This is a genomic window from Nitrospira sp. BLG_1 (genome assembly GCF_047338595.1).
Lineage (GTDB): Bacteria > Nitrospirota > Nitrospiria > Nitrospirales > Nitrospiraceae > Nitrospira_D.
Map to the genome: position 1 here is coordinate 230856 of NZ_JBLFBO010000003.1, position 20036 is coordinate 250891.

A 20036-nucleotide genomic window follows, 5' to 3' on the forward strand; every position below is an offset into this window, starting at 1 on the left:
TTGTAACTGATCTTAGGTCGGTGTGCCTACTACCTGCGGCGAACGTGTCAGCGCGGGGGTGAGGGGGCGCTGACCGGTCAACCAGTGCGTGAGTTGATCGAGTTCACCTTGAGGACCGATTGCGATCACGATATCGCCCGGGCGGAGGACGAGGTCACTCGTTGGCGCCAAGAGGAAGGGACCTCGCAGAACGGTCGCCACATAACGTACGAGTGGTTGAGGAATGGCACTCATGGGTTGTCCGGCTGCCTCGGCTTCACGCATGACGGTGAGCCGCTCAATCCCGGCCGATCGGACGGTCAAGTCGTGGTGCAGTAAGAGCAAATCTTGATGAATCGTTTCAAGTTTGAGTTCGCGGATTTGTGCGTCGACTTGCAGGAGGGAGCGCTTGAGTTCATGCACGCGGGCTCTGGCATCAGTCAAGGCCTCATCAACCGCGTACACAATTGAATCCGACTGAAGTCTGGAGTGGAGTCGATCGGATACCTGCACGGCAATGAGTCGTCCAACTCGAGCGGTCACATCGTCGATGCGTTGGAGCAAGGAGGACGCTTGCCAATGCAGTCGGATAATTTCAACCTTGCGGTTGACGACTTCAGAAATCGACAAGATGCCTTCATAAAAGGCATGTCCGGTAATCGAAAGTTCTTTGTGGACCCGGTCTAGCAGTTCAAATGCCATGTTCTGATAACGTATATTATGTCAACTTATAGATTATTCCGTCCACCTGTAAGTATCTATCGAGTTCCTACTCCAGGGCTCCAGGAACTGGAGTTACGTAGACGCTAATCGGACTATAGCACATTACTTCGCAAGAGCGGTGCGCGATCCTATCACCACGTCCCTTTGCATCAACAGCCGACCAATGCCGTTATTGAGCTATCAAAAATTCAAAGTTCTGTCATGAAGCAGCTGCGCCGTGCACCTTGCTGAAAAAGTTCATGCTATTGTTTGAGATATTGAGGCTGGGTGGTCCACTCGTCTCATTCTTGAGCCGGTGGAAATTAATTCGCTACTAAAGAATGGGGTGAAGGAATTCTCTGCCGAGTTTCGGGTTCCTACTCCCCCTTCAGCGGGACAACCTTATTTGCAATCGGTCGGCTTCGTCCGTATGATCAGGCCAATGAACTGCACGAAATGTAAGACTAAAGCCGTGCTGAAATTGCCGCGTCACAACGCGGCGTTCTGTAAGATCTGCTTTAACTCTTTCACGCAAGATCAAGTGGTACGGGCGATCAAGTCGCAAGAGATGTTTAGGAAGGATGACCGCATTCTTGTGGCTGTATCAGGAGGAAAGGATAGTCTGGCCTTGTGGGATATTCTCATGAAGCTCGGCTATAAGGCCGACGCGCTCTATGTGAATCTCGGTATCCCGGACTATTCGGATCGCTCGAAAGACAAAGTTCAGCGCTATGCCGAAACGGTCGCCGTACCCTATGGCGCTACACTGCACCTCCACACGGTTGAGCAAACCGAAGGCGCCGGGATCAAAGAATTGGCGCAGCTTGTGCGTCGCCCGACCTGTAGTACCTGCGGCACCATCAAACGCTATCAATTTAATCGCGTTGCGATCGAACAGGATTACGACGTGATGGCGACCGGCCACAATCTCGATGATGAGGCTGCTCGGCTGCTCGGCAACGTGCTCCATTGGCAAGAAGAGTATCTTGATAAACAGAGCCCTAACCTTCCTGCCTCAATCGAAGGCTTTGCCAAAAAGGTGAAGCCCCTCTATCGATTGACGGAGCGGGAACTCGCCGCCTACTGCGTGCTCAACGGCATTGATTACATCGTGGATGAATGTCCGATGGCGCAGGGCGCGCGCACCCTCCTCTATAAGGAGGTGCTCAACCGGCTGGAGACGGAATCCCCCGGAACGAAACAATACTTCTATTGGGGGTTTTTGGAGAAGCAGCGCAAGAAGGCACCGACCAACGCGACCATGACGGAGAAAGACCAAGCCTCGCTCCATCCCTGCCCCACTTGCGGGCAACCCACCACTGGCGAAACCTGCTCCTATTGTAAACTGATGGCGCGGGCCAAGGCCGCACCGGCACGCTGACCCATTCGGCTCTTGCAAACCTTGTGCGCACTCCGTAAGCTGACTAGCAACGACAGCTTTTTGAATTCTCCACTAACGGACATTGTATGGGGACGGCTCCGCAAGATTACTATCAGACACTCGGTGTTTCCCGCACGGCTTCAGCTGACGAGATCAAGAAAGCGTTTCGTCGGCTCGCCCGCCAATACCATCCCGACCTTCATTCTGGTTCGAAGAAGGCCGAGATGGAAAAGAAATTTAAAGAGTTGAATGAAGCGCAGGAGGTCCTCACCGATCCTGAAAAGCGAAAGAAGTACGATCAGTATGGGAGTGAGTGGGATCAAGCTCAAGCATTTGAAAAGGCGCGTCAGCAAGCTTGGACCAGGGGTGCGAGCAGTCCGTGGGATGTTGACCAAGACCCCAACAGTCGTGGTGGTTCGGGGGAGCACTTCTCAGATTTCTTTGAGAGTCTCTTTGGCAATCGCAAACAGGGGACGGGAGGGCGCGGTGAGAGCGGACGAGCTGGGCAGGATTTAGAGACGGAAGTGCAGTTAACCTTACGTGAAGTCCTGACCGGTGTCGTGAAGCGGGTGAATCTTCGGGAACCTCAAACCTGTTCCCCTTGTCAAGGGCATGGCACCGTTCGAGGGCGACCGTGCGGAGCCTGCCAGGGAACCGGGCGAACGATCGGTCACAAGACGATTGAAGTGCGAATCCCCGCTGGTGTGCAGGACGGAACTCGTGTCCGAGTCGCGGGGAAAGGTCAGCTGGGGAGCGATGGTGGCAAGCGTGGCGATCTCTATCTGCTGGTGAGTATGGCCACTGATCCGATTTTTCGTCGGCAGGGTTCGGATCTCCATGTCACCCTCCCCATCTATCCGTGGGAAGCGATTCTCGGCGCGGATGTGACGGCCCCCACCTTGACGGAGCCGGTGAAAGTCAAAGTGCCGCCTGGAAGCAAGGCTGATGCAAAACTTCGACTCAAGGGGAAAGGACTTCCCTCGGCTACCGGTGGAGCAGGAGATCTCTTCCTGGCATTGCAGATTGTGATGCCGACGATGGCCACGGAAGAAGAACGAATCCTCTACGAACGGTTGAGCAAACAACGGCATCCGGATCCCCGCGCAGAACTCCTCCATCAGGCACAACGCTATTAGCCGCATTCGCGTGAAGTGTATCTCGTGAAGCGTCATACGTTTCTTTAATTCCAAGTTTCAGGTTTCACGTTCAATGTTTCACCTTGTACGGAGACCTGAAACCTCAAACATGAAACGTGAAACCGTTGACCGAGGCGCTTCACGTTTCACGAACACCAGCTAGTGTTCTGGATGTGAAGCGACGGCCATCGAGGTCAAGAGGCGTGTCCCGCATCCTGTGAGAGACACGACAGGGCCACCACTTCGACACGCATGATGAAGTCGAATCGGTCGCTTGCGTTGGAGCGCGTGCTGTGGCAAGCTTCGGGCGAGGGGCTTCCAAACCAAGGAGGAAATGCATGAGGTCAGTTATGAAGACGGCAACGGTTACGGTTCTGTCGGCCTGTCTGTTGGTGTTGGGTGTACCCAGTCTGTGGGCGAATGATCCAAGCTATGGCCATGCAGGCGGTGGGCATGGTGCCGGTGGCAGTCATGGGTACGGGAAAGGGATGATGCATTCCGGGACCGGCCATTTGATACGACATTTGTTGAAGCATGAGAAAGATATTGGACTCAGTGCGGATCAGGTTACAAAGCTCAAAGAGCTGCAGTTGAACCTTGACCGTGTCCGGATCAAGACAGAAGCGGATATTCAGATTGCTGAACGCGAGGTCAAAGCGCTGACTGATGAGGAGAAGTCGGATTTGGGAGCGATCGAGGCCAAACTGAGACAGAGCGAAGACCTTCAAATCGGATTACGCATGGCGGCCATTAAGGCTCGCCGCGACGTGATGGCGGTCTTGACCCCGGAACAGCGTGCAAAGGAAAAGTCCGAGCATGAGAAAGTGATGGACCAACATAAAGGCTCAGGGATGCATCATGGCGGGGCCATGTCCTATGGGAGCAATCCCCACGGTGCGAGCCCTCATGGTGCCAATCCCCATGGGAGCAACCCTCACGGGAAGAATCCGCATGAGGTAGCACCTCCGACATCGCCGAACAACATGTCTGTGCAGTAAGAGGACCTCAACGACCGATGAAAAAACAAGTGAAGCTTCAGAGTCATGATCTCTTGGTGGGGCCCGGACGTGCCCCGGCTCGAGCAATGTTGAAAGCCGTCGGCTTTACGGACGACGACTTGACAAAACCAATTGTAGGCGTCGCTAACACGTGGATTGAGGTCATGCCCTGCAATTTCCATCTGCGCCGGCTGTCAGAACGAGTGAAAGCCGGTATCCGAGCTGCCGGTGGGACTCCAATTGAGTACAATACCATCGCCGTGTCCGATGGAATTTCCATGGGGACCGAGGGGATGAAAGCCTCACTCATCAGCCGTGAGGTCATCGCTGATTCAATTGAACTCGTTGCACGTGGGCATTTGTTTGATGCGGTCGTGGCACTGTCCGGCTGCGATAAGACGATCCCCGGCACGGTCATGGCCCTCGCCCGGTTGAACGTGCCGTCGCTCATGCTGTATGGCGGGTCGATTATGCCGGGGCAGTTTCAGGGGCATGATGTGACCATTCAAGATGTCTTTGAAGCCGTCGGCAAGCATGCCTCAGGAAAAATGACCGATGTCGAACTCAAAGATTTGGAGGACCACGCTTGTCCGGGGCCTGGAGCCTGTGGCGGCCAGTTTACGGCGAATACCATGGCCATTGCCTTCGAGTTTCTTGGGATTTCGCCCATGGGCCGCAATGGAGTACCCGCCATGGATGGGCGGAAGGATGACGTGGCGTTTGAGTGCGGCAAGATGGTGATGGAGCTGGTGAAGCAGGACCTTCGTCCTCGCCAGCTGATTACTCGCAAGTCACTGGAGAACGCCATTGCCGCGGTCGCCACGACCGGTGGCTCTACGAATGCCGTGCTGCATCTTCTCGCGATCGCTCGGGAAGCCGGAATCAAGCTGAGCATCGACGACTTCGACAGGATCAACCGCAAGGTTCCCCTCTTAGCTGATCTGAAACCTGGCGGTCGGTTCGCCGCGGCGGATCTCTATGCGGCTGGGGGTACGACCTTAGTTGCCAAGCGATTACTCGATGCCGGGTTACTCCACGGGAATCAGCCGACTGTCACCGGTCGGACGATCGGTGAAGAGGCGTCGCAGGCTCGTGAAGCCTCCGGGCAGCAAGTGTTGCGTCCCCTCACCCATCCGATCAAGCCAACCGGCGGCCTTGTCATCTTGAAAGGAAACTTGGCGCCGGAGGGCTGTGTGGTCAAAGTGGCCGGCCATTCGATGACGAAGTTTCAAGGACCGGCGAAGGTCTACGATCAGGAAGAAGACGCCTTTGTGGCGGTCAATGCCGGGCAAATCAAGGCCGGTGACGTCGTCGTCATTCGGTACGAAGGCCCCTCAGGTGGTCCCGGGATGCGCGAGATGCTCGGTGTGACGGCGGCGATCGTCGGCGCAGGGCTCGGTGATTCTGTTGCCTTACTCACCGATGGCCGTTTTTCCGGTGCCACGCACGGACTCATGGCCGGTCATGTAGCGCCTGAGGCGGTGAAGGGCGGACCTATTGCGGCAGTCAAGAACGGCGACATCATCACCTTTGATATTCCCAAACGCCGCCTTGATGTGAAGCTCTCGCAAAGGGAGATCACGGCTCGATTGAAGAAGGTCAAACGACCGACTCCTCGATACACGTCCGGAGTCATGGGAAAGTATGCCAGACACGTCTCTTCTGCTTCGGAAGGTGCCGTGACGAGTTGAGCACCGGGGAAGGCTCAAACTTGTGGTTTTTTGAGCCAGAGTGTGATGACACTGGTTACGGCATCCTCATATGTATATCGCTGTAGGTATGGAAGTGAAGGAAGCGCTTCGGCAATAACATGGCTCACCGTGGATTCTTGGTGTTCAATCACGAATCCCGCCCCGGTAAACAGTCTGATCCAGTCTGATTTTCTTAGCCTATTGGTGTAAGAGCTGCGGTTCGACTTCATCAGATTCCAGAGCCACTCAGGATAACGGAGGCAATCGAATAGCTTCAGTGGTTGTGGGGGGTGCAACCCGTAGTACGAATGGTCGCCGAGATCAATCAGAGCAACGAGGTGCCCACCGGTGCGTAGTACCCGAAAGCATTCTGTGACAGTCATAGCTGGGTGGCGCACATGCTCAAGAGCGGTATGGGACCAGATACAATCGAATCGACAAGAATCGAATGGGAGCCGCCGGCCATCATAGATGATATAACGAATCCGTTTTCTCTTCGCCAGCATCTCAGGAACGTACCTCAACACATCCACAGCCGTAGAATTGGCCGCTCCTGCCGTGAGTGCTTTTTCCAAGACATCCAAGGTCTGTCCGGGCCCAATCTCCAATACCTCCTTTCCAAGAGGCGGATCAAATCGGCTGTATATCTTAAACACTTCATCTACCTTTCCTGAATCGGAGTTGATTCCTGTCAGGTGGTATCGCTGAATCAAGTGAGAAATTGGCTTCAATCCAAGAAGCAGATTATGAAGGATCTCAAATGGGACAAACGTCATGATTCAATGGCGTCGAGGCGTGACGTGCGTGAGGAGGTCCATTTAAGTTGGTGTTCGCTGAATTATGCTCAGGCGGCTAGCCTGTGAGTCATTCCATCATGATCGGGATTCAGTAAACGATCATATAATTGTTCGTATTGCAGAACCGTTTCACTGATGTGAAACTCGCGTGGGAGCAAAGAGGGGTCTGCTCGACGAGATTCCGATGGTTTCACTGGAGATGACAATATGCGGATGAGGGTATTGGCCAATCCGGTAATGTCGCCTGCTTGACAGAGCTCTCCGATCGCCGGCCCCACCACAACCTCATCGGCCCCTCCGACGTTTGTGGCGACGATGGGTAGACCTACGACACGTGCTTCAAGTAATACTCGAGGTAGTCCTTCCCAATGAGATGTTGAGAGGAATACATCGAACGCGTGCATCACCGCCGGAATGTCACGTCTCCACCCGGTTAAGTGCACACAATCGTGAAGGTGATGCCGTACGATTATCGATTCGATCGTTGCGCGCAATTCTCCGTCTCCGACGAGGACGAACCGGATATTTGGTAGTGATTGGGTGACCAGCTTTGCCACCTCGATAAAATCCTCCGGAGCTTTTTGTGGTTTGAGACATGCTACGGTTCCAATGAGACGTGTTCCTGGCTCTGCGCCAAGTTCCCTCCTCAGCCGTTCACGGTCTGTGCTTACCAGCCCTTCCTGAAATGGTCTAGGATCAATACCCGGTCGTACCAACAAGACGTTGTTCCTGAACAGACGCCAGGCCCGTCCTTTCTCGATATCTGCCTGTGAGACGGCAATCCACTGGGTCGTGATCCATCCCGTGATTCGTTCCACCATGAGCAAGAGATGTCTCAACCAGCGAGGCTGTACAGGCGTGATGCCATATCCGTGAATCGTGTGAACGATGACCGGAACGTCGGCGAACCATGCGGCCCATCGGCCAAGAATGCCTGCTTTTGAACTATGCGTATGGACGATGGATGGGCGAACCCGGCGAAGGAGTTTGGTTAACTGAATGAAAGCGACGAGATCTGCGAACGGATGAATTGTCCTGCCTAATGCAGGAACAATAGTGACCTCGACGTGAGGTAACCGCTGGGCTTCCTCTGTGAGCAGTCCCCCTGGTCCGCTGATCAAAACTGCCCGATATCTCGTCGGATCGAGATGTGACACGACATGGAGTGCTACTTCCTGTGCCCCTCCGAGTTCAAGCTTGGTGATGATATGGCAAATCGTGTCCACGACACCTGCGACTATGCAGAAAGGGCGTGATCTTGTTCCAATCGGAGTCGTTCCGCCAGTTGCTTTCCCTGCCCGATGGCATCTTCCATTGAGGTATGTTCCCAACGGCCATACCGCCCGATGGAATAGATGCCACGCCGCTCGAGCTCGGAGAGAATGGCGGGAATGGCGGTCGCGCGATGGCGATCGAAGTAGACATAGGCGTAGTGCAAATCCTTCACATCTGAGACGACGATCTCGTCACTGCGCTGTAGGATACCAGCCTGCTCTAATCCGGCCCTGGCCTGGGCGGCAAGCTGGTCAGCCGATTGATGCTCCATCGGTCGGTGCGAGATCTCAACATACATCGAGCTACAGCCAGGTTGTCCCAACGACGGGGAAAAATTCATAGGAAATCCGACGCGATAAAAAGGAAATTCGGGTTCGGGGAAATAGAGCCAATGTTTGTCCGACACCTGCTCCCGTGCCACGGCCATGTTGAGGTTATACACCGACACCCACCGCAGTTCCTCAGCGGCTTCCTTGAGATACAGGGGCATATCGAGGCACCTGCGCACAAGTTCAGGAACCGGAATCGTCGAGACGAGCGCCTCGTAGTGTTCCGTTCGCGTCGTGCCGCTGAGCCGATCGTGGAATCGCGCGAGCCGACGTTTCGTATCGACCTCAAGGAGTTCAATATTGGCTGTGACATTGGTAATGCCAGGCAGGAAGGACTCCGGTAGGATGCTGATCCCGCTGGATGCAGGATAGAGGAACGATGGATTGTAGCCGAATGCCTTGTCCTTGATACCCAACGCCCCATTGATCACGTCCTTCAGCTCGGGCTTCGGCACCAGCCATGACACCCAATCGGATGTGAGCTCGTCCAGTGACACTTTCCACAGCTTTTCGTTGAATGGAACCATGAAATGCTTGGCCATTCCTTCTCCGAGGTTCTGCAAGATCCACTGTTTGAAGCCAAGATCTTTGGGGTCACGCGCAGGGGCTGGTTGCAGTAGTGTGGTGATGAACCCCATCACGCATTCCCGCACGACTTCAGGCGGAAGACCGTGGATGTTCACCTGAAAGGGGTATTCGGTATAGGTTCGATGTGAGTAAATAAACGACTTACGATGGTGTTTCTGGAGTTTGTCTGTGAGCAATTGCTCCACGAGTGCCTTGATCTGCGGCTGGCGGAAATGCAACAAGTGTCCCGTGTAGTCGAAGGTAAATCCGTCCTTGCGATAGGATCGGCACAGTCCACCGACCTCCGATTCACGCTCATAGAGTCGATACGGAATTCCTGCAAGATGATAGGCGGTGCTCAATCCGGCAAGGCCGGCTCCAACGATCAGGATCATGCCGCTCGCCTTCTTTCTTCTAGAGAGGTCTCAACCTCCTGGGGCTTGGGTTTCTTGACCTCAATTCGCTTCAACGTCAGCGTCAGGGTCAGGAGGAGTGCAACCGTCCCAAGACAGAGGCCCCATGCTATCTCATGCGAAACCATCATGAGCATGAGACCGATAGATCCAACCAACGCAGTGGCAACATAGCTGACAAGCACGATCGCCCTGGTGGACATCCCCCAATGCCGGAGTCGAATGGCAATGTGGTCCGGGCTGCCCAGGAATATCGGGAGGCCTCGTTGATACCGGATATACATGACGAAGAGTGTATCGAAGATCGGAATTCCCAAAATAAAGACAGGGGTGAGCAGTGAAAGTGGGTGTGTGCTTGGGAATTGTCCGATCATCGCCATGGCACCCAGCAAGAGGCCGATGAACATGGCTCCAGTATCGCCCATGTAGATCCGAGCCGGCTGCCAATTGTATTTCAGAAACCCGACGAGGCTTCCGATCAGGGCAGCCAGCATGAAGGCGATGATCTGATCGCCTTGGAGCAAGGCCGCCAGGAGCAAACAGGTGGCGCTGATGGCTCCGATTCCTGCGGAGAGACCGTCCATGATATCCAAGAGATTGAAGGCATTAATGAGTCCCACCATCCATAAGACGGTCAACGCGAGGTCAAGCCATTCCGGGAGTGCTGCGATTTGGATTTGAATGCCGCTTTTGATCAGGACAAAGACGGCGAGGAGTTGGCCGATCAGCTTCGTCGTGGGCGAGAGCACTCCGAAATCATCGATGAGTCCCAGCATGACCACGATGGTTGCGCCGAGAATGATTCCCAGGACGTCCTGCCTGAATTCAAACGTGAAGGCGAGACTCATCAAGAAGGCCAAGTAGATCGCGAGTCCTCCGAAGTACGGGACCGGTTCCTGTTGATGTTTGAGACGTCCGTCTGGGGCATCGACAATGCCGTATTTCAACGCAGCCTGTCGTGCAATGGGCACACCGTACAATGATAGGAAGAGCGCGACCAGGAATGTTAAGCTCAACAAGTACATGAAGTGACTTTCAAAGCATTATGATGGACGCATGCTATTGAGAGTGAGCGATTAGGCACTGCCGCACGAGGCCTGAGCAAGGCAAGCCGTATAGACCTGCTCATGCTGTCGTACGACCGTCGAGATGTGATAGCTCTCTCCTACGTGAATTCTTCCCTTGGCGCCCATGATCCGTGCCTGCTGTGGATGACTCAAGAGCCGGTCAATCGCATCAGCCAACGCTTCAACATTTCCTGGCTCAATTAACAGTCCGGTTTCTCCGGAGAGGACAAACTCAGGGATCCCTCCCACGGCAGTGGCGATCACCGGCTTTCCTGCTGCCATGGCTTCGAGAAGCGCAATACCGAACCCTTCGTATAACGAGGGAAGCACAAAGGCGTCCAATGCGTGCAGTATGCGAGGAATATCCCGTCTGGATCCTGCGAACACGACCCAGGAAGAAAGGTCCAATTGCTCACGCAGCAATTCCAACTCGTGACGTGATGGCCCGTCTCCGACTATCAACAATTGGCAAGGCGGTTGCCCATACTTTCTGGCCAACACGGCCATGGCTTGCAGGAGAAATCTAAGCCCCTTCTTAGGTTCGACGAGACGGCAGACTGTTCCGATCACTTTCTGGTTGTCTCGCAGACCGAGTTCACGCCTCGTTGCCGCTGCGGTAGCCTCAAATTGTTCGATGTCCACACCAAACGGGATGATGGTACAGTGTTCGATCTTTCCCCCAATTCGAGAGACGACCGAGCGACCGACTGCGCCGGAGCAGCAGACGATGCGGTCTGTCCAAGTTAGTGTGAGCCGATCCACCAAGCGCACCAGCCATCCTTCACTGACGACTTCGTCATGATAGGACGAAATAACCGGAAATGCCCGCAAAATTCGTCCACACGCACGGGCAGCGACATTCGCCCAGAAGAGAAATGCCTGTACGACATCCGGTTGCTCGGCTTGGAGGAGCTTGAATAGTCTCACGATGACACGGGCATCGAGTTTTCCGGTACCATCCAATGACAAAACCCTCACTCCCCTCTTTTCGAGTTCTTGCGCCATCGTCCCGCCGGATTTGAGGGCGCAGACCGTCACCGTAAATCGTGAGCGATCCAGTCTGGAAGCCAACTCGAGAATATGAGTTTCCGTTCCCCCTACTCCGAGCCCAATAGCCACTAACATGACCTTAGCAGGCATGAGCGCTTTGACCGGCTAGTTGTGATGAGTCAAGAATCTGCTCATACCAATCCAAATACGCTTGGACTTGCCGCTGAATTCCGAACGAACGAGATGCGATGTCTGCGGCGGTTGTCCCCATTGAGGTTCGCAACCCCTCGCTTGAAAGCAGTTGGATCACGCGACTGGCCATGGTGTCGGCATCTCCGGCCTGAACTAAATATCCGGACCGACTCTCTTCGATCTGCTCAGGAATGCCGTCGACTGCGGTCGCGATAACAGGAAGGCCGCAGGCCAGTGCTTCAAGCACGGTATTGGGAAACGTATCGGACTTGGCGGCATGGACATAGACATCTGCCGCTTGGTAATACTGCGCGAGAATGTTGGCATCTCTCTGAAAGGCAATAAACTGAACCTCACCGTTCTCAAAGACGAGCGGTTCCCCTTGTTCTCCTAGGACCAGTAAGAGGACTTTGCGATGCTGATAGCGGGCTGCTGTTGTGATGGCACACCGTTCGACGGTTCGGTAGTCTTTGAACATGTTGCTTTTGGCCAGATTGGCGACAAAAAGGAGGATTGCCGCATCCTGTGGAAGACCCCGTGCCGTCCGTGCCGCCCGTTGTGAACCGGGACAAAAGTGAGACAGATCCACCCCGTTTGGAATGACTCTGCCTTCAATGATGGCGGGTGCCAGTATGGATTGTTCGACTTGATGCAACAGCCACCGTGAGGGGGTTGAAACATAGAGACGGCAGGCCGCATAGATGTCCCGCTTACGCTGCCAGTTCTCAGCCGTGCCATCTCGTGAGATGGCTGGATAGATTGAAAGGTCCGGGCAATGGCCACACCCTGTTTTCCACCGTTCACAGCCAAGGGTATAGGCACAATGTCCGCTCAACAGCCAGGTATCGTGCAGCGTGATGATGGTCGGAATAGTGCGGCAGAGTTCTGGCAGCGCCCTCAAATCGAAGTAGCCGCCACGTGAGAGCCAACCGCCGTGCAGGTTATGGCAATGAAGGATGTCCGGGTCCGCAGGCGAGAGTTCAAGGAGTCGCCAGGTCTCAGGGAAGTGGAAGTGGTCTCTCCCGAGACAGGTCTCCCACCAATTATCTGGATGCGCCACATAGGCTTCGAGCCAGCGACGCATCCGCCAGATTCCACGAAGACGGCCTTCATACGAGGACAGTGTTCGGCTAAAACGGGCAATCGAGGAGTGGGTTTCATGATGCGCTGAAGCCTGAGAGAGAGGAATGACGTGAGGGTCCTCGCCGACTTTTTCACCGACCACCATGGCGGAGTCATGACCTCGGCGCCGATAGTGTTCAGAGAGCCGCCACGCAATGGATTCGGCTCCACCTCCCTGATCGTACGTGCTCACTTGGAGTATCCGCATTCATCTAGATTACACGGCTACACCACGAATCCAGAAATAATTCTCCATTCTGTGCCGTTCCTCACCACCACGTGGCTTGGAAAGCTAAGCCCTGACCCTTGTGCGATCTTCCGCACCCATGGCGGCATCGGTTTCAATGACAGATGTTGACAGAGTTTCCATACGACCCCGCGCAGAAGGGCTTCAGGCCATGGACAAGGTCCGCCTCCATGTCGTCTCAGCACCATTTCGGCTTCGGATAGGTATTGGTTCGCGTGTAAGACCGACCGTTGATTCCCATGAGATCGAAAGCCGCCCAATGGGGCCAAGACCCCATAGAGATCACTATGCTGGTAAAACCTCGCCCATAGTTCAAAGTCGGCTGCCAGGTGAAGGGTGGTGTCCAGCCGTCCGCCGGCCTGTTCCCACAATGCGCGTCGCCAGAACGTTGATTCCTGTTGAATGAAGCGTCGCTGAAATGAACCCTTCGTGGGCAGATTGCCCCCTTTCAAGAATGAAGTGCGATTGAATCCTCCACTGAAATTGATGGATGCCGCCTGGCCTGTCGCATCCCAGCCCAGTGGCTGTATGGTCGTCAGCCATTGTATTTCAGGAAACTGTGTGAAGACGTCTCGTACGATCGAAAAGGCCGATGGTGTGTATTTATCGTCGCTGTTGATCCAGGCCATAATGTCTCCCGTTGTATGGGAGAAGCCTTTATTGACAGCGTCATAGTGTCCACGATCCGGTTCACTGATCCAATATGTCAGCGAGCCGGCGTACTGTTTGATCACATCGACACTGCCATCGGTTGACCCCCCGTCGATGATGACATACTCGAGATGGGGGTCTTGCTGTGACAAGACGGAGTCGATCGTTTCGTGAAGAAACGTGACCTGGTTATAGGATGGCGTGACAATCGATATTGTTAACGGTGAGGTCTGCACGAGCGTTACTTCGACAAACCGCTCAAGATGGTGGATCGGAATTTCTGATTCTGCTGCTTTCGTTGCTCAGGGGTGGCATATGAGTGGATTTGTCGGAGCCTCCCGTTTTCTTTCACAAATACGACATCAACTTGTGACAACGCATCATCGATAGGGCGATATTGATGCCCCAGGAAATCATAGGGAACAAACCCCCTTGCCCACATATAGTCCAGCACATCATGGAAGACTGGCCCATGTTGAAAAAAATGGAAGAGAGAAACTTCCAGAAGCACAACATCTGCCTCCGCCAGTGTCGCCTGTCCTCCTTCGAGGACATCGAGTTCAGCGCCTTGTACGTCGATCTTCACGAGATATGGCGGTATCCCGCCCTGCGTTTTAACCCATTGATCCAACTTGATCGCCTGTACCTGTCGTGGTGCGCCGTTGACCTCCGATCCCTCTTCAGTTTCCTGGTACAAAGAGGATCCAAGGAGGTCCTGGTGTACATTGAGCATGGTTGGGCCATCACCAGCTGCGGCAACGGCAAGCTCAAATCGTACCCGTGGAATATCTTTCGCAACCTGCCGCAGTGACGGCAGGTATTCCTGTAGCGGTTCAATGAGGAGATAGCTGGACGTTGGAAATACTGAATGGCAGGTACGGGTAAACATCCCCATAGCAGCGCCGATGTCAATCACCGTGGCCGGATAACATCCCGCTTCACGGATTTGTCTCAGGACGCCTTCGAGGGAATCTCGATTCGGCCCGAGATGAGTCAGACACGTTCCATTGCGTTGGCGAACTTCCAAGCCAAAATGCCGAAAGAGTCGTTGAAGGAACCGCTTCATGATTGATCCGTTCCGAGCCGGGAACAGTAGAGTTCTCACTCCTCACGTCTGCAGGTCAGGGCTTGACGGCTTCCATAAAGAGTGAATCTGGTTTGCGCACCTCGCCGTTCACCACATCCAAGTGATACGAATCGAATCTGTCCATCATGCTTTCAAATGCTGTGCAACGGCGCACGTCAGAAAATCCGCACTGTTCGAGTAATTGCTTGAGTGAGAATTGGTCGTACATCCACCGATGACATTCACCAGAGGATCTGAACAATCCTTGTTGAACAGCTGATCGCCCGCGCCGTCCCAGTAGAAGGCTGCAGACCCCTGTCACGATCCGTTCTTGAAGGGCTGTAACTGTGTGTTGGAGCCGTTGTCCGCTTGAGTGACTCCATGAATGGTGGTGCGGTGCTGGTGCTTTGCCCTGGTTCTGGACAGCCTGCCTGAAATAGTGAGCGGCCTCAGATCCGATTCGTGCTGTGATATAGTCGGCATTTTGCGATGCCTGATTTCGAAGGTAGTGTGCCATCTCACCACCGGACTCCACACGTACGAGCTGGTCTAGTAGCTCGAGAGTGATCCATTCGTGCTGTTTCTTCGCAACCGGATCTCCGGCCTGCGCTCGGCCTAATACGTGGAGGTATTCCCCTACAATCACTTCGAGGTCTGGGACAGCCAACCGAAGCACACCACCGGAGCGAAGCACCCGGAGACACTCGATGAGCAATCTTCGAGCACCGTCTCGCGAAAGATGCTCAAGTAGATGGGAGGCATAGCATCCATCAACGGACCCGTCTTTGAACGGAAGTCCGTCATCCGCATCCCAGACTCGTACCTCAGCACTCACCGGGCGCATATCTAGATTGACCCAATCTGTGTGCCAGACCGAACCGCAGCCGATATTGACCAATACCGGTGGTATGGAGCCAAGCCCTTTCGTACTCAACTTGTCTTTACTCCGATTCGACCCGTATAGTCGATTGCATGGAGCTCCATCATGATCTGGTGTTGCTGCAGATACTCGTCAACCGCTCGACGAGCGCCCTGCCAATGACCATAGTCGTCGATAATCAACACTCCACCTGGGCAGAGCTTGGGAAAGAGCACCTCCAACTCATGCTTGGTCGATGCATACCAGTCGGTGTCTAACCGCAAAAGCGCGATCTGCTTCGGAGCTGATTCGGTCAGCGTCTGTTCAACCGGTCCAGGAATGAGCTGGATATGTGATTCGGGGTACTTCGTCAGCGACAGAGATTCAACAACCCGTTTCATCGGTGCATAGCACCAAAGTGTGTCTTCTTCCGTTCTTGCCGATCGCTTCAGAAGGGCCTCTGCGGAATCCCCGTTCAGGGAGATATCAAGCGGTCCAGGTTTGGTCATACCCTCAAAGGTGTCAAATAAATATAGTGTGCGATCCGTTCTTCCACAGTTGATGAGGGTCCTCGCAACTGCCATCATGCTTCCCCCACGCCAAACTCCACATTCAACCACGGCCCCTTCGATTCTCGCCTGTTCGACGTATCGGACTGCCGAGCACAGTGCATGAATCCGGTCCGGAGATGTCATGGTATAGGGCTGGACAAATTGAGCCGTTTCATCGTCCTCATGTTGCGTGTATTGAAGTGCGGGACATGGTTTGTGACTGACGATGTGTTGGTTGTTTGAGCTCCACTGCTCGACGAGGGTACGTAGAGGGTGAACTAGTCTGTTCAACACAGTGACCTCATCAATGAGAAGCGACGATGACTACGGGTTGCGCAGGAAGATGAGGGAATCTCGCTGGAGCAGGTTCAGGTCGGCGCAGAGTACGTCCCAACCAGCTTCAAGTGCAAGCTTTGTCATGGCTTGTTGATCATTGCGTGGCCACCAAATATTCTCGTCGCTCTGTGTCTTGAACGTCTGGGGGACACCTCCACGATTCCAGCCGAACCGCTCCAGTTTGATCCAGTCTCCATACTGATGGATCGAGACCCCTCCTCGCTTCATTGTGCGACGAGCAGATTGAAGGATTTCCAGGATCGAAGCCGATTCGTTATGGCAGAGCACCCCGAACGACCAGAAGAGGTCGAAGTATGCATCAGGTAGCTTCCGGAAGCTGTTGTCCTGAACGTGGTGGCAGGTCAGCCTTCCAGTATACGCATCGGGACTCAACCATGGGGTGACATCTTGGAAGTCAACCGTGTGCAATTCGCCATCAGGAATACACCTGAGAATCGCGCGAGACCAGGACCCTTTGCCTGGTCCAAGTTCAAGTACCCTCGAGCTTGGATGGAGATACGGCCTGACCGCTTTGTTGAAGACTCGTCGGTATGATCCCCCGCTTCTCCGTTCCTCGGAAAACCGTATCCTTCCAGGTATCCAGGACAGCACATCGCCACTGTCGTAGCCGTAACTAAATTCTCGTTGTAACCAGGCACGTGTCGGCATGATCGAACAATTGTCCCTTCTATCCGGTCTGCTTTCTGGCAGTAGAGATTGTCCCTTTCATTCTACCGGCCATCATACGGAGTCGCGAAGTCAATTCAGCTATCCCGCCTCTCTGACGGTGATCGAGTAACCGAACAAAAAACGAACGGATTTCGTTTCGTGCCGCGATCGATTCCTCAACCTGATCCGAAAAGCGCCAGGTCTGCGATTTGCTAAGGGAGACATCAAACTGTGACGAGCTGTTGCAATGCATGCCGCTGCCATCCATCCCAATGTTTTGCACCAGGGACTGACTGGGGTAGAGGCAGAGTCCCTTTGCAGCGAACATGGTGGCATACCATCGGACTCCCCATACGTCCAGTTTCCCTGAGGCATGGAGCTTGAGCTGTGTGAAATAGGGATAGGCTCCATCAACATCGAAGCGGTCTTGGTCGGATTTCGCGCGCAACCCGGTCAGGAGTTGAGTCGAGTCATGCTGGAACTGTTTCCATGCTCGATGCCAAGTTCCCCATCCCCAACTAGCCGGAGCAGAAAAAAAGAATGTTGAGGCCAGATACTCAGGGTGCTCAACGGGGAAGAGGTATCCTGATACCGCCATGACCCGTGAGGCATGTTCATAGTGCATAAGCGCTTGATTCATAAAGGTCAGAAATCCTGGTGCCACGACGAGATCGTCTTCGAGAACGATGACGGACCCGTATCGCTCAGATAACTCTGTCACACCCGCAATGATCGAACGTGCCAACCCCATATTGGCTGTCTGCTCATGAATGGTAACTTCCGCAAACCCGTCGGTTTTCCTGATCATGTGTCGGACCTGAGCAACCGCGGGTTCGTCATGTGACGTCTTCGGGCCATCGCTATAGATATGGAGCCTGCTCTCGTGAGCCAACGGATTGTCACGTAATGCTTCGAGCGTTCGAGCAAGGTGTGTTGGTCGATTGTAGGCAAACAGCGCAATCGGCGCAGGGGTCATGGCGCGATATCCTCTTGAGTCAAGACCGTAGACTTCTCACAATGTGAGATCCTGGAAGCCTAGGCGGCCTTCCCTTGATCAAGCTGCGTGCATGGGCCGGACCGCTGTGCTTCTGTTGTCACCGCGGCAAGTTTCCTGCTCCAGAGTTCAAGCGTGAGGGCTTTGAATGAAAGCGGCGCTCCGGCTCCTGCTGGATAGGGACCTTTGGAGAGTTCTCGTGCACACGAAGGTATCAGTACGCCGGATTCGACGAGAAATCCTTCGTCAAGCGTCGCCCCCTGAGCTGTGAAGATCGCTTTGTGCCATTCGTGCAGAGGAGGAGTAAAGCCTCTCTTTGGACGATTCAATATCCATTCTGGCACCATGCTGCCCAATGCCTGACGGAGCCACGCCTTCGGTGGGAGAGAGTGATCAGACGAGGCCTTGCGCAATCCGATGACGGTCTCCACAAGTCGGAAGTCGACGAATGGAAGCCGTAGTTCAACAGACGAGGCCATACTGAGCCGATCTCCCTGGGCAATGCCATTTTCTTGCAAGTATGTTTGGCAGATGAGTCGGGTCAATAGAATGTCAATCGCTGGCCAAGGGAGCGGGATTCTAAAAATGTCGTAAGCCGTTGTTTCTTCTAACTGTTCAAGAAACGTCTTGGGATACAGATTCGCGGCTCCCTTGTTGGCCAGTTGAAAGTCTGGCGTCAGGTCATAGAACACGACCTGTTCCTTTGGGCTGTACCGGTCTCGGGTATAGGCTCTCCATGAAGGGCGTAATCCCGCTCCAGATGTTAGCCATTCTTTCATCCCCCATAACGACCAATAGGCAGGCGTCGTCAGCGTCAAATACTCCTGCAAGTTAGAGGAGCCGGACATGTGGCTCTTCAACTTTCGCGTCGTCTCCGTTACCGCATCACGTACCCAGGGATATCCCCAAAAGAGTTCGTCGCCTCCATGCCCTTGCAGCATCACGGATACTCCGTGAGCTTTGGCCGCCTTCATGACCGAATAGTAGCCGAGTGCCGAAATGTCTGCGATCGGATCATCAAGCCAATACATCAACTCAGGAAAGAACGATGCGACGTCGTCGGCACATAACTGAATCTCATGAATGGGCATGTTGAGATGTTTAGCAAGCGCCTTGGCGTCGTCTCGTTCATCGAATGGACTCTCTTCCCGATACCCGACTGTGAAGGCCTGCATCACGCCTGGATATCGGTGAGCGGTCATCGAAGCAATGGCACTCGAATCGAGCCCACCACTCAGGGCGATTCCGATTGGAACATCTGAACGGATGATGAGTGAACTGATCGTCTCCAATTCATGTTGGATAGCTTCAATGGGATTCTCGGTACGTGCAGGAACATCCTCCATGCGCCAATAGCACCACTGCTTCTGTTCCCAGCTGCGAGCGTCTACTGTAAAGATATGGGCTGCCGGAAGCTTGCACACTTCTCGGATTGGCGTCATCGGTTCCGGCACATACCCATAGTGAAAGTAGAGGTTCACGGCTCTCGGATCCAGAGTAAAGGGGACAGAGCCGGCCGCCAGGAGTCCTTTGAGCTCGGACGCAAAATAGATCTCGCGTGGTCCGATGTGGAGATAAAGCGGCTTCTCCCCCATTCGATCACGTGCCAGCATTAACCGTTGGATACGGGCATCCCACAAGGCGAATGCAAACATGCCTCTCAGGTGCTTCACGCAATCCAGGCCATATTGCTCGTAGAGATGCACGATCACTTCGCAGTCACTACCGGACCTAAATCGATGTCCCTGGGATCGAAGCTGATCACGTAGTTCAATGTAATTGTAGATTTCTCCGTTGGCGATCAGTACCAGGGAACCATCCTCATTGAAGAGCGGTTGCTGTCCTCCATGAAGATCGATGATGCTCAATCGACGCATGGTCAAGGCGATCGGTCCATCATGAAAACTGCCTTCCCCGTCAGGCCCTCGATGGACCATAGCGGCACTCATGGCTCTGACACGGGATCGGTGATCTCGCGTCAGTGGTTCTGTGGCGATCAGTCCTGCTATTCCACACATGTCTCG

General features: G+C 54.1%; 18 protein-coding genes. 4 read left to right on the plus strand and 14 right to left on the minus strand.

The window, feature by feature from the left end:
• Window positions 1-12: 12 nt before the first annotated feature.
• Window positions 13-681 carry a TrkA C-terminal domain-containing protein gene (locus tag ACMTNU_RS05100; protein ID WP_413934151.1) on the minus strand — a complete coding sequence of 223 codons (669 nt, stop codon included), beginning with the start codon at window positions 679-681 and terminating at the stop codon, window positions 13-15.
• A 442-nt stretch (window positions 682-1123) separates the two neighbouring features.
• Here ACMTNU_RS05100 and ACMTNU_RS05105 point away from each other — a divergent pair, with 442 nt between their 5' ends.
• From ACMTNU_RS05105 to ilvD, 4 genes are all read left to right on the plus strand, one after another.
• A complete protein-coding gene (locus ACMTNU_RS05105; RefSeq protein ID WP_413934152.1) occupies window positions 1124-2062 on the plus strand; it encodes an ATP-binding protein in 939 nt (312 codons plus the stop codon).
• 86 nt (window positions 2063-2148) lie between these two features.
• Window positions 2149-3198, plus strand: coding sequence for a DnaJ C-terminal domain-containing protein (locus ACMTNU_RS05110; RefSeq protein WP_413934153.1), 1050 nt, complete (start codon window positions 2149-2151; stop codon window positions 3196-3198).
• A 338-nt stretch (window positions 3199-3536) separates the two neighbouring features.
• Window positions 3537-4196: a Spy/CpxP family protein refolding chaperone gene (locus ACMTNU_RS05115; protein WP_413934154.1), complete on the plus strand. Its 660-nt coding sequence runs from the start codon at window positions 3537-3539 to the stop codon at window positions 4194-4196.
• A 17-nt stretch (window positions 4197-4213) separates the two neighbouring features.
• Complete coding sequence (ilvD, locus tag ACMTNU_RS05120) at window positions 4214-5887, plus strand: dihydroxy-acid dehydratase (protein ID WP_413934155.1); 1674 nt, start codon at window positions 4214-4216, stop codon at window positions 5885-5887.
• Between the two features lie 14 nt (window positions 5888-5901).
• Here ilvD and ACMTNU_RS05125 read toward each other — a convergent pair whose 3' ends face one another.
• From ACMTNU_RS05125 to asnB, 13 genes are all read right to left on the minus strand, one after another.
• On the minus strand, window positions 5902-6543 hold the full coding sequence (locus tag ACMTNU_RS05125; protein ID WP_413934156.1) for a class I SAM-dependent methyltransferase: 642 nt from the start codon (window positions 6541-6543) through the stop codon (window positions 5902-5904).
• Window positions 6544-6731: 188 nt separating this feature from the next.
• On the minus strand, window positions 6732-7910 hold the full coding sequence (locus ACMTNU_RS05130) for a glycosyltransferase family 4 protein (RefSeq protein ID WP_413934157.1): 1179 nt from the start codon (window positions 7908-7910) through the stop codon (window positions 6732-6734).
• 11 nt (window positions 7911-7921) lie between these two features.
• Window positions 7922-9250: a protoporphyrinogen/coproporphyrinogen oxidase gene (locus ACMTNU_RS05135; protein ID WP_413934158.1), complete on the minus strand. Its 1329-nt coding sequence runs from the start codon at window positions 9248-9250 to the stop codon at window positions 7922-7924.
• Entirely contained in the window at window positions 9247-10293 is a 1047-nt protein-coding gene (locus tag ACMTNU_RS05140; protein ID WP_413934159.1) for an MraY family glycosyltransferase, read from the minus strand. Before ACMTNU_RS05140 ends, ACMTNU_RS05135 begins: the two co-directional genes overlap by 4 nt.
• Window positions 10294-10344: 51 nt before the next feature.
• Entirely contained in the window at window positions 10345-11475 is a 1131-nt protein-coding gene (locus ACMTNU_RS05145; protein WP_413934160.1) for a glycosyltransferase, read from the minus strand.
• Window positions 11465-12832 carry a glycosyltransferase gene (locus tag ACMTNU_RS05150; protein ID WP_413934161.1) on the minus strand — a complete coding sequence of 456 codons (1368 nt, stop codon included), beginning with the start codon at window positions 12830-12832 and terminating at the stop codon, window positions 11465-11467. The genes ACMTNU_RS05145 and ACMTNU_RS05150 overlap by 11 nt, the downstream gene beginning before the upstream one ends.
• A gap of 32 nt (window positions 12833-12864) precedes the next feature.
• Window positions 12865-13773 carry a glycosyltransferase family 2 protein gene (locus ACMTNU_RS05155; RefSeq protein ID WP_413934162.1) on the minus strand — a complete coding sequence of 303 codons (909 nt, stop codon included), beginning with the start codon at window positions 13771-13773 and terminating at the stop codon, window positions 12865-12867.
• Between the two features lie 5 nt (window positions 13774-13778).
• On the minus strand, window positions 13779-14603 hold the full coding sequence (locus ACMTNU_RS05160) for an FkbM family methyltransferase (RefSeq protein WP_413934163.1): 825 nt from the start codon (window positions 14601-14603) through the stop codon (window positions 13779-13781).
• A 55-nt stretch (window positions 14604-14658) separates the two neighbouring features.
• On the minus strand, window positions 14659-15537 hold the full coding sequence (locus ACMTNU_RS05165) for a class I SAM-dependent methyltransferase (RefSeq protein WP_413934164.1): 879 nt from the start codon (window positions 15535-15537) through the stop codon (window positions 14659-14661).
• The gene (locus ACMTNU_RS05170) at window positions 15534-16307 is read right to left on the minus strand and encodes a TylF/MycF/NovP-related O-methyltransferase (RefSeq protein ID WP_413934165.1); all 774 of its coding nucleotides are present in this window, start codon (window positions 16305-16307) and stop codon (window positions 15534-15536) included. The genes ACMTNU_RS05165 and ACMTNU_RS05170 overlap by 4 nt, the downstream gene beginning before the upstream one ends.
• A 30-nt stretch (window positions 16308-16337) precedes the next feature.
• Window positions 16338-17018 (minus strand): class I SAM-dependent methyltransferase, encoded by a 681-nt coding sequence (locus ACMTNU_RS05175; protein ID WP_413934166.1) that lies wholly within the window; start codon window positions 17016-17018, stop codon window positions 16338-16340.
• 19 nt (window positions 17019-17037) lie between these two features.
• Window positions 17038-17994: a hypothetical protein gene (locus tag ACMTNU_RS05180; RefSeq protein ID WP_413934167.1), complete on the minus strand. Its 957-nt coding sequence runs from the start codon at window positions 17992-17994 to the stop codon at window positions 17038-17040.
• Window positions 17995-18053: 59 nt separating this feature from the next.
• A complete protein-coding gene (asnB, locus tag ACMTNU_RS05185) occupies window positions 18054-20030 on the minus strand; it encodes an asparagine synthase (glutamine-hydrolyzing) (protein ID WP_413934168.1) in 1977 nt (658 codons plus the stop codon).
• Window positions 20031-20036: the final 6 nt, after the last annotated feature.